The sequence below is a fragment of the Clostridium sp. genome (assembly GCF_018372875.1).
In the GTDB taxonomy this organism is placed as follows: domain Bacteria; phylum Bacillota; class Clostridia; order Clostridiales; family Clostridiaceae; genus Clostridium.
Map to the genome: position 1 here is coordinate 1 of NZ_JAHAIF010000031.1, position 12,212 is coordinate 12,212.

Consider the following 12,212-nt stretch of genomic DNA (forward strand, 5'->3'; position numbering starts at 1 on the left):
TAATGGATATTTATGTATATTGGGAGATGCTTTTGCATCTCCTTTTATTTTTATCTAGTTTTTATTACTATCTCTGCCTACTAAAATTATACTCTAACGTGTAACATTAAACTAATAATATACATAGTATGTACAAACAAAACCTTTAAAGAGAATTAGGAGGAGAACCAATGAGAGATTTATGTGAATGCAGTGGTTTTGAGAAAAATTGCTGTTGTGAAAATAATAGTCAAGATCCTTGTTCAACCATAAAAAATATTCAAAACGATTTATGTGATATGAAAGCTAACCTAGCAGAAACAAAAGCTAACTTGCTCAACCTTGTTAGAATTATGTGCATTTGCAATGGATGCATTTGTGATGAAGAAAAAGAGTTATTATTAGCTATTGAAAGAGGAGTGGATGCTGCAACTTCCACACTTTCTCAAACAAGAAATAATATCAACTCTTTAAACAATGATATTTGCTAATTAAATAATTTAACTGATATATGTCAAAATTAATTTATTATTTTTGACATATATCAGCACATTTACCTCTTTAATTACAAAAACGATAACCTTAACCCCCTATTATTCATACTATATATTGAATAATATTAGGAGGTTATACCTATGGATAAAAATATGTTTGATTGTTGTACAAATTCTGATGAATTGTCTTCATTATTTGAACATCAAACTTGCCCTCAAAAACCTTGTGTTGACCCAGTAACTAAAGAATTAAGTACTTTATCTGAAGAACTATGTGATATGAGAGTTACTTTAGCAGAAACAAAAGCTAATTTATTGTTTCTAACTCAAGTTTTATGCAATTCAGGATGTATAAACGAAACTGAAAAGTTCCTTCTGTTATCTTTAGATAAACAAGTTAAAGGTCTAAACTGTCACGTAGCAGATTCTCGTTGTGCAGTTGATCGTCTATATGATTTATTACACTAATTTTTATTAGTAACTAATAAAAATTACTCTAATGTTAAACTGACCTCCAATCATTAGATTTTTCTTCTAACTTTTGGAGGTCAGTTTAACGTTATTAATGCCTATCAATATCTGCAAACCATTGGGCGACTATACACTTCATATGCTGTTCTTTTGATAGCTGTATAGCATATTCAACTGCATCATCTGCATTTTCAAACAGCTTCAACTGTAAATGACTACTATCATCCTGTATGGAATAGGTCTTCAGAGTGTTCGCTCCCCAGGATGGTATTTCATACTCTTGCTGTTGACTTGTCAGAATTGCATATTGAACACTTTTCAGTCTGCTAGCTCCAATTATATGTCCATCATTAAAATTATCATTTGTAAAAATAACTTTTCCATCTTCTATAATCTCGTACCTTTTAAAAATACTTAAAACCCATCCCCCCAGAAAAAAACGGTTTCTTTCATCCATCGGTGAACTTATATTTCCTATCTCTTCATAATTCCCCAAATATGAAAATATATTGCAGTATGCAAAATAATTATCTCCATCTGATGGATTAAACGGGCTATTTTTCTTGTCTAGTGGATAGTTATGAAAATCCATTTTCTTTCCCCCTTCAACTCCTAATTTATCCTTTAATTTTAAATTTTTATCTTATTTAGATATCTATTTCTATACTAAACAACCTTTCTTTAATTGTCTTTTTGTCTGGTATCGGATTTTATTCTAACAGTTGTAACGAATAATCATAAAATTATTATCCTTGATTTATAACAAATTAAAATTTTATACTTTTCTATGTACCTACATTTCCATGTTGAAACTTTTATACACTTTCATATTACCATTTAAACTCAACAATAAAAAGAGGTTAAACCATCACGATTTAACCTCAATTCGCTTATTCACTATTTCATCAATCTATTCTTTTCACAACTTCATTGTAACCAAGAATTAAATATACGTGGAGTTTATTGCCTCCAACTAAAACATCTAAAAATGCTTCAATGCATTACAAATCTCTTCGTTCTTTGGCATACCTTGCATGGAACGTGCTATATACTTCTCTTCGTCCTTAACAGTCCTTGACAAGTAAAGCTACGTTCTCAATATGAGCTGTTTGTGGGAACATATCTACAGGCTGTACTTTAATAGCCTTATACCCTTGTTCCTCTAATATCTTTAAATCCCTTCCTAGAGTGCTTGGATCACAAGATACATAAACAACCCTCTCTGGTCTAGTCTTACCAATAGCCTCTAATAACTTTATATCGCATCCCTTTCTTGGGGGATCAACAACTATTACATCAGCTTTAATTCCCTTACTAATTAAATCAGGAATAACTTCTTCTGATTTTCCTACAAAAAATTCTGCATTTTCTACATTGTTTAACTTCGCATTTTCTTTTGCATTAATTATAGCTGGATCTATTATTTCTACCCCATAAACCTTTTTTGCTTTTTGTGATAAAAACAAAGTTATCGTCCCTGTACCGCAATATGCATCAAATACAACTTCTTCACCACTTAAATTTGCAAATTCAAGAGTTTTATTATATAACACTTCAGTTTGTATTGGATTAACCTGAAAGAATGATAATGGAGATATATTAAATTTAAAATCTCCTATATAATCCTGAATTGTATCTGAACCATATAAAGTTATACACTCTGAACCTAATATTACATTTGTATTTTTGCTATTTATATTTAAAACAATACTTTTTATTTCTTTAATATTATCAATAATTAACTTCTTAAATTCATCTATATAAGGAATATCTTTTGTGGTAGCTACCAAAACAACCATAACCTCTTTAGTTTTGAAGCCTCTTCTAATCATGATATGTCTTAATATACCTTTGGGATTAAATTCTCCATCTATTGTAGCGGGTTCTAAATTATATTTTTTAATCCATTCCTTTGTTAATACTGCTACTTTATCAGCTATCTTATCTTGTATTAAACATGTATCTATATCTATAATATTATGGCTTCTTGAAGCATAAAATCCTATAGCAATTTCCCCATTTACTTTACCAATGGGCAATTGAACCTTATTTCTATATCTATATGGATTAATATCCATTCCCAAAGGATAACTTACTAACTTTTCTGATAAGCCACCAATTTTACTTATACAATCTTTAACTCTTTCCCATTTAAAATCTAATTGTTTTTTATAACTCATATGCTGTATAGAACATCCACCACATCGTTTGTAATATGTACATTTCTCCACTTCTCTATCCACTGATGGTGTTATTATCTCTTCCACTTTTCCATAAGCATAACTTTTTTTAACTTTAATTATCTTAACTCTAACTTTTTCTCCAGTAAGTGCTCCTGATATAAATATTGGATAACTATCTATCTTTGCTATCCCTTCTCCTTCATATCCTTGAGCTACTATATCTAAAATATATTCCTTATTTTTTTCAACCACAAAAATCACCTTTCGTTTACCTAATTCCAATAAATTATATCACATAATAATAGCTCAAGTCCTTTATTATTCAACAAATGTTTCACATAATGTATCTCTTGGTTCCGAAGCTCTGTCTCCTCTTATTGCTATATCTAAAGCTTCACACCTTCCATTTCCATTATAAAAACAACGAATAGCATGACACCCTATATTAGGATTCATTTTTATCTCATCCTTTGAAGAAAAAATTTGCATAATCTCTCCCATATAATTGGTATTAGTAAATGCTGCGGTAAATTGTTCACTTACTGAATTTTCTCTAAAGCTACTACAAAATGTTTCTAAGCTAGTGTTTGCATTAGTTCCTTCTATTAGAATACTTTCTGCTTCACACAAACCTCCTTCATTATGAACACAAGTCCTAGCTGTACAACTTAATCTTGTCATAATAATCTCCTCCAAATAAAATAAATTTCATTTATGCTATAGAATAGTATGCACTTTTATATAAGAATTTATTTATCCCATCATCTTTACTATGCATATTTATTTCTTTATATATTTATATATTGGGGTACTAATATTTTATCAGGTAAATAAATCTATTCAACGCCGCATTTTTACTATAACTTCTTAAGTTCTTAAGTTCTTAAGAACTTATATTTTTGCATATAAAATTTAATTTAGAATTTAAAATTTCCAATTATGATACATCCTTTTTAGCTTTAATAAAAATATATAAACTCATAACAGAAATATACTTTAGATAAAGCTATTGAATCTAATTCTGCTGCCAAGCTAATATTTCATAATTGTCATGGATTTCAATACAAAAAGATTGTCTCCTCCAAAAAACAAAAGGTATATCTCCTCTTAAATATAGGATCCACACCTTATCACAATAATTTTATATTATTTACTCTTCCTACTTTAAAGCTAACATTTTTTCATATATCTTTTCTGCTTATTCTATGGTTAAAATATTACAGTCTTTTTTGTATTGATTATAAGTATACATTATGCTGGACAACCTCCCGAAAATATTAATATTTCTTTATACTTTTATTAAAGCACTAATATAAAAATATTTAACTATTACCAAGTTATATGAAAATGTAATAATACCTTTGATTTATAGCTAATTGAAATTTTATATTTTCCTAGATAGTAAAAAAGCACCCTTGCGGGTGCAAATACAGAATCAGTTGCCATTTAATTCCATATCTCAATTATGCCTAACTTTATCTGATATTATACATTATATCCTAATATATGGATGTCTATTTGTAAACTTTTCGTTAACTTTAAGTAATTGATTTAAAAAATAGAGCATTGATAATTTCAATGCTCTATTTTATGTATTATTCTACTACGCTTATCTTCATTAAGTTAGTAGCTCCAACCTTATCAACTGGAACTCCAGCAGCTATAACTACTGTTTCACCCTTATTAACGAATCCATTCTTTTCAGCTATTTCAACTGACTTATCCATCATTTCATCTGTAGATTCTACTCTATCAGCAACTATTGGATATACACCCCATGAGAATGCTAATGACTTAGCAACTTTTTCACATGGTGTTACAGCAATGATTGGACATTCTGGTCTGCATTGAGAAATTCTTCTAGCAGTTGCACCACTTTGAGTTGAAGAAATTATAGCTGATGCTTGTAATTCATTTGCAGCATTACATGCAGCTCTTGAAATAACTCCTCCGATAGCTGGGATATGTTTCTTAGCTTTTGATACAGCTATTTCATAATCTAATTGCTTTTCTGTTTCTGTAGCAATTCTAGACATTGTTTGAACAGCTTCTACTGGGTAAGTACCGTTAGCACTTTCTCCTGATAACATTATAGCATCTGTACCATCTAAAATAGCATTAGCTACGTCTGAAACTTCTGCTCTTGTTGGTCTTGGGTTTCTAATCATTGAATCAAGCATTTGAGTTGCAGTTATAACTGGCTTACCTACTGCATTACACTTTTCAATAATCATCTTTTGAACTGCAGGTACTTTTTCTATTGGAATTTCAACACCTAGATCTCCTCTAGCAACCATTATTGCATCAGAAACTTCTAAGATTGAATCAATGTTATCTACACCTTCTTGGTTTTCGATCTTTGAACAGATCATGATGTGTTCTCCACCGTTTTTGTTTAATAATTCTCTTATAGCAACAACGTCAGCAGCTTTTCTGATGAAAGATGCAGCAATCATTGTTACTCCAATTTCACAACCAAACTTTAAGTCTGCTTCATCTTTAGCTGTTAAAGCTGGTAATTTAATTGATACTCCAGGAACATTAACTCCCTTATGAGTTCCAACTAATCCAGTATTATTAACAACACAGTGAACCTTATTTCCTTCTACAGACTTAACAGTTAATCCAACTAAACCATCATCTATAAGAATAGTGTCTCCTGCTTTAACATCGTTAGCTAATCCTGCATAAGTTACTGAGCACTTTGTTGTATCTCCGATAACTTCTTCACCTGCATATATAGTAAAGTCTGTACCTAATTGTAATTCAACTTTATTTGGTTCAAACTTACCTGTTCTTATTTCAGGTCCTTTTGTATCTAAAATAATAGCAATTTCCTTATTATACTTCTTAGCTAATTCTTTAACTTTGTTAATTCTACCAGCATGTTCTTCATGATCTCCATGTGAGAAGTTGTGTCTTGAAGCATTCATACCTGCTTCTATAATCTTTGATAATACCTCTTCGTTTTCACTAGCTGGTCCTATAGTACATACCATTTTAGTTTTTCTCATGTAAATAACACTCCTCTTTAATATTTTTTTCCTCTATTAATATTAAAATATAAAATATTAACTAATTATTTTGATAAGACTTCTGCAATATTATATAACTTTTCGTCAAATTTTCTTTCTATAGCTAATGCTTCGTCTATATCGTCATCAATTATTTGATTATTTCTTATACCAATAACTCTTGAAGTCTTTCCTTCCATAAGTACCTCTACAGCTTTCGCACCCATCTTTGATGCTAAAACTCTATCATAAGCACTTGGGCTTCCACCTCTTTGAATATGTCCTAAAATAGTAGCTCTTGTTTCTATTCCAGTAACATCTTCTACTTCTTTTGCTAATTCAAAAGCTCCACCTATTCCTTCTGCTAAAAGTACTAAGTTGTGCATTTTTCCATTAGCTTTTCCTTCAAGAATTGTTTTGCATAATTCATTTTTATCGAAATCTTTTTCTGGAACAATTATAGCTTCTGCTCCTCCTGCAAGTCCTGCATATAATGCAAGATCTCCACAATGTCTTCCCATTACTTCTACTATTGAAACTCTTTCATGAGAAGTGGATGTATCTCTTATTTTATTTATTGCGTCTAATACTGTGTTTAATGCTGTGTCAAATCCTATTGTATAATCTGTGTAAGCTAAATCGTTGTCTATTGTTCCTGGTAATCCTACTGTTTTTACTCCTAATTTAGATAAAAGCTTGGCTCCTGTGAAAGATCCATCTCCTCCAATTACCACCAAAGCATCCACTCCATAAGCTTGCAGTATCTTAACAGCTTTTTTTCTAACCTCTTCTTGTTTGAACTCTGTGCATCTTGCTGTTCTAAGGATTGTACCACCTCTTTGGATTATATCTGATACAGAGGTTCTATTCATGTTGAACAACTCACCATTTATTAATCCTGCATATCCTCTTTGAACTCCCATTACTTCTAATCCGTTAGCTAACGCTGTTCTTACTACGGCTCTTATAGCAGCATTCATGCCTGGTGCATCGCCACCACTTGTTAAAATAGCTATCTTCTTCATATTTGTTCCTCCTTACACACCACCGGGACTGCTTAAGTCCCACACATACTAAATTTAACCACATATTAATGACCGTATTTAATTGTACAAAAGTTTTGTCTTTTTATCAATGCAATTAACTCAACTTTTCATACTTAGTTTATAGAATTTTGTCGTTTTATCTAAATTTACAATACTATTATACCCTAGCAAAGCTTAATTTATAAACCTTTTTAAAATATTTCACGATTTGATTTTTGTAATATTTTTCATTTGCATTTTTGTTAATATCACTGTAATTTTTCAATATTTAATTACAAATCCACTACTTTTATTATTAATTTTTTAACATTTTATCTTTGTATAATACTTTAACATAGAAAAAAAGCCATATTAGCACGAAATTTTAATGCTAATATGGCCCTTTTAGCCTATCCTTCTATAAGTTTAACATTTTCTTCTCCGAAGTGACTTTTTAAATTTTCTATAACCTCATCATCTTCATTTATCCATTTATCTTTAGATAATCTATAATTTTGCCTTTTTTCTGCATCAAATAAATATATAGGAGTATTTCCCACACAATCTCCTATAATTTTTTTTATATCATTATTAGCTTCCCTTATTGCCACTCTATCCTTAACTCTTATATAAAGTTTATTACCATTAACTTTTTCTAATCCCTCTATGTTTTCACATATAACTTTAGGTAATTCATCTTCCTTTATACTTACTCTACCTTTTAATTTTACTAAGGTATCTTCTTTTATTATATGTCTAAGTCTATCTAGAGCTTTAGGGAATACTATTACTTCTATAGTACCTGTTAAGTCTTCTAACTTTAAGAAAGCCATCATGGTATTGTTTCTTGTCACTTTTTGATTAACTTCAGTAAGTATACCACCAATTATTACTGTATCATTATCATTAATTACAGGCTCTTCACTAATCATGCTTTCCTCTAACTCAGCATTTATATTCTCTAAGAATATTTCATATGACTTTTCTATAGTTTCAATTGTAGTTGATGTCTGTAACTTTAAACTTTGTTTATATTCATCTAATGGATGACCCGATAAATATAGTCCTGTCATTTCTTTCTCCATCAAAAGAATATGTCTTTTATCAAACTCTTTTATATTTGGAAAAACAATCTTTGGAATATCAATAGCGTCCTCTGCTAAGCTAAAAAGACTCATTTGACCATCAATATTTCTTTTTCTTTCATTAGATGCACCATCCATAACTTTTTCAAATACAGCTAATAGTCTTGATCTAAACACTTTAAATTCATCTAATGCTCCTGCTTTAATTAAGCTTTCTATAGCTCTTTTATTAACTGCTGAAAGGTCTATCTTATCTATTAAATCTTCTAGAGATGTAAACCTTCCTTTTTCTTTTCTTGATTTAACTATACTTTCTACAACGTTCCATCCTACATTCTTAATAGCTGCTAACCCAAATCTAATACTGTCACCCTTAACAGTAAACTTTGAATAGCTCTCATTTATGTCTGGTGGTAAAACCTGAATCCCTTGACTTTCTGCAAACTTTATATAATTAGCTACCTTTTCTGCTGTACCCATAACAGAGTTAAGCATGGCTGCTATAGTTTCAACTGGATAATATCTCATTAAATAAGCTGTTTGATATCCTACTACAGCATAAGCAGCAGCATGACTCTTATTAAATGCATAAGATGCAAAATCCATCATTGTATCAAAAATCTTATTACCTGCTTCTTCACTAATTCCATTTCTAACACAGCCTGGAACCTCAACATTGCCATTTTCATCTGCTATTCCATATATAAAGTTTTTTCTTTCTTCTTCCATTACCTTATGTTTCTTCTTAGACATGGCTCTTCTAACCATATCACTTCTACCCATGGAATATCCGCCAAGCTTTCTAACTATCTCCATAACTTGTTCTTGATATACCATTACTCCATATGTAACATCTAATATATCTTCAAGTTCTGGCACTATATAATTAACTTTATCAGGATTATTCTTGCACTCAACATATCTTGGTATTTCTGACATTGGACCTGGTCTATATAACGAAATTCCCGCAATTATATCCTCTAAGCTATCTGGTTTTAATTCCTTCATAAAGGAAGTCATACCTGCTGATTCTAATTGGAATACACCTGCTGTTTTCCCTTCACCTAGCATCTTATAAACTTCTTTATCTTCAAAATCTATTTTATCTAAATCAATATCTATATCTTGGTTATCTTTTATCATCTTAACTGCATCATTCATTACAGTTAATGTTCTAAGCCCAAGGAAATCCATCTTTAATAGTCCCAATTCTTCTAGGGTTGTCATACCAAACTGAGTTACTATCATTTCTTCATTCTTTTGTAGTGGTACGTATTCAACTAATGGCTTTGATGCAATAACTACACCCGCTGCATGAGTTGAGGAATGCCTTGGAAGGCCTTCTAAGTCCTTACTAACATCTATAAGTGTTCTTACCCTATCATTAGTGTCATATTCATTCTTAAGCTCTGGATTTAACTCTAGAGCCTTATCTATTGTAATTCCAAGCATAGTAGGAATCATTTTAGAGATCTTATCCACTTCTGCATATGGATAATTCATTGCTCTTCCTACATCTCTTATACACGCTCTTGGTGCCATTGTTCCAAATGTTATAATTTGTGAAACGTTATCTACTCCATACTTATCTACAACATAATCTATAACTTCTTGTCTTCTCTCATAACAGAAGTCAGAATCTATATCTGGCATACTTACTCTTTCAGGATTTAAAAATCTTTCAAATAGTAAGCTATATTTTATAGGATCTATTTTTGTTATCCCAAGAGTATATGCTACTATAGATCCAGCTGCTGACCCTCTTCCTGGACCTGTTGGTATTCCATTCTCATTAGAGAATCTTATAAAATCCCAAACAATTAAGAAATAATCAACATACCCCATTTGTTTAATAATGCCAAGCTCATATTCTAATCTATCCACATATTCTTTAGCTTTCTCACTTTTATCCACAATTAAATTAACATCTTGGTAATTTAATTCTTTATTTCTTAGGCATTCAAAAACATCATATCTTTCTATTAGGCCTTTATAGCATGTTTCCTTTAAATACTCATATGGATCTGCTCCCTCTGGAAGAGGAAACTTTGGCAACTTAGATTCATGGAATTTATAATCATAATTACATTCTTCAGAGATCTTTATTGTATTTTCTAAAGCTTCTGGTATGTACGAAAACATATCCCACATTTCTTCTGGAGACTTAAGATAAAATTGTTCTGAAGGATATCGTCTTCTATTTTCATCTTCTACTGTTTTTCCTGTTTGAATACACATTAATATATCATGTGATTTGGAATCTTTTTGATTTATGTAATGTACATCATTTGTAGCAACTAAAGGTATTCCTGTCTCTTTAGATATTTTTATGTTAGTTTCATTTACTTTTCTCTGTTCATCCATCCCATGATTTTGAAGTTCTAAATAAAATCCCTCTTTAAATATATCTCTATATAATAATGCAACCTCTTTTGCCTTATCATAATTATCTTTTAATATATTACTTTGTACCTCTCCACCTAAACAAGCACTTAAAGCTATAAGACCCTCACTATGCTTTTTTAGATATTCGTGGTCAACTCTTGGTTTATAATAAAAACCATCTATAGATGCCTGTGAAACTATCTTCATCAAATTTTGATATCCAACTTCATTCTTCACAAGAAGTACTAGATGGTTAGTTGAATTTTCTTTATCCACTTGCTTTATATACATTGATTTGCTTGCAACATATACTTCACATCCTAGGATAGGTTTTATGCCTTGCTCTACTGCTTGCTTATAGAATTCTACACAACCATACATAACTCCATGATCAGTGATAGCTATGCTATCCATTCCTAATTCCTTAGCTCGCTTTATAATTTTAGAAACCTTTCCCGAACCATCTAATAAACTATATTCCGTATGAAGATGAAGGTGGCAGAATTTCTTTTCCCCCACACTTTCACTTCCTTTCTATTCACTAGCTCTTAATTCTTCAGCTATTTTTTCAATTTTTCTTAATCTATGATTTACTCCCGACTTTCCAACTGGTGGATCTAACATTTCTCCAAGTTCTTTTAAAGACTCATCAGGATAATTTAGTCTTAGTTCTGCAATTTCCCTTAAATTCTTAGGAAGTCTTTGTAAACCTATTTGTGATTGAATAAGTTTTATACTCTCTACTTGTCTTACAGCTGCATTAACTGTCTTAGATAGATTAGCAGTTTCACAATTAACCAATCTATTTACGTTATTTCTCATTTCCTTCATTATTCTTATGTTCTCAAGTTCTAGAAGACAAGAATGAGCCCCAATTATATTAAGTAAATCTACAATTTGTTCTCCTTCTTTTATATAAATTATATAAGAATTTTTTCTTTGAATAACTTTTGAATTTAATCCATAACTATTTATAAGTTTTGACAAGTCTACTGCATATTCTTCGCTATGAGTTACAAATTCTAGATGATATGTCTTCTCAGGATTGCTTATACTTCCTCCGCCAATAAAAGCACCTCTTATATAAGCTCTTCTTTCTTCATCATTCTTTACCATTTCATCCTCTATTCTATAGTTAATACTCATAACACCATCAATTTCTCGTAATATACCCGTTTCCTTAAGAAGATTTCTTACGCCCATCTCTTCATCAATAACAACCATATATATATTATTCTTTTTTAGAGAATTACTCTTTTTTACCATTAACTTAGAATGTATATTAAAATTATCTTTTAATAATGTAAATATTAATCTCGCACTTCCAGGATTCTCTGTAGTTATTCTAAATGTTATACCTTTTCCACTAAATCCTATAGTTCCACTTACCTTCATAATTGCAGATATTTGTGCTAAGGCTTCAGACTTCGTTATATCTACATATCTACAAATTTCTCCTTTTACTTTTGATGAAAATGACATATGGTATTTCTCCTTTTATCTAAAAAACTATTATTTTATAATATTTAATTATAGCATAAATTAATACTATAAACGACATAAGAAAAGAACTACC

9 protein-coding genes are annotated in these 12,212 nt (G+C 30.5%); 2 read left to right on the plus strand and 7 right to left on the minus strand.

Annotated features, from left to right (window positions below; all coding sequences use genetic code 11):
* Positions 1–170 precede the first annotated feature (170 nt).
* On the plus strand, positions 171–470 hold the full coding sequence (locus KIB46_RS10700) for a hypothetical protein (RefSeq protein WP_156560252.1): 300 nt from the start codon (positions 171–173) through the stop codon (positions 468–470).
* Positions 471–614: 144 nt separating this feature from the next.
* Positions 615–941, plus strand: coding sequence for a hypothetical protein (locus KIB46_RS10705; RefSeq protein WP_291671829.1), 327 nt, complete (start codon positions 615–617; stop codon positions 939–941).
* A gap of 94 nt (positions 942–1,035) precedes the next feature.
* Here the strand turns inward: KIB46_RS10705 and KIB46_RS10710 are convergent, their stop codons facing one another.
* The 7 genes from KIB46_RS10710 to whiA form a co-directional block, all read right to left on the minus strand.
* Entirely contained in the window at positions 1,036–1,536 is a 501-nt protein-coding gene (locus KIB46_RS10710; protein ID WP_291671830.1) for a hypothetical protein, read from the minus strand.
* 472 nt (positions 1,537–2,008) lie between these two features.
* On the minus strand, positions 2,009–3,379 hold the full coding sequence (gene rlmD, locus KIB46_RS10715; protein WP_291671831.1) for a 23S rRNA (uracil(1939)-C(5))-methyltransferase RlmD: 1,371 nt from the start codon (positions 3,377–3,379) through the stop codon (positions 2,009–2,011).
* A 66-nt stretch (positions 3,380–3,445) separates the two neighbouring features.
* Positions 3,446–3,808: a DUF1540 domain-containing protein gene (locus KIB46_RS10720; RefSeq protein WP_156560240.1), complete on the minus strand. Its 363-nt coding sequence runs from the start codon at positions 3,806–3,808 to the stop codon at positions 3,446–3,448.
* Between the two features lie 914 nt (positions 3,809–4,722).
* Complete coding sequence (gene pyk / locus KIB46_RS10725; protein WP_156560237.1) at positions 4,723–6,141, minus strand: pyruvate kinase; 1,419 nt, start codon at positions 6,139–6,141, stop codon at positions 4,723–4,725.
* A 65-nt stretch (positions 6,142–6,206) separates the two neighbouring features.
* Positions 6,207–7,166: a 6-phosphofructokinase gene (pfkA, locus tag KIB46_RS10730; RefSeq protein ID WP_156560234.1), complete on the minus strand. Its 960-nt coding sequence runs from the start codon at positions 7,164–7,166 to the stop codon at positions 6,207–6,209.
* Between the two features lie 410 nt (positions 7,167–7,576).
* Positions 7,577–11,155, minus strand: a complete 3,579-nt coding sequence (locus KIB46_RS10735; protein ID WP_291671835.1) for a DNA polymerase III subunit alpha — start codon at positions 11,153–11,155, stop codon at positions 7,577–7,579.
* 15 nt (positions 11,156–11,170) lie between these two features.
* Positions 11,171–12,118: a DNA-binding protein WhiA gene (gene whiA, locus KIB46_RS10740; RefSeq protein WP_156560230.1), complete on the minus strand. Its 948-nt coding sequence runs from the start codon at positions 12,116–12,118 to the stop codon at positions 11,171–11,173.
* Positions 12,119–12,212: the final 94 nt, after the last annotated feature.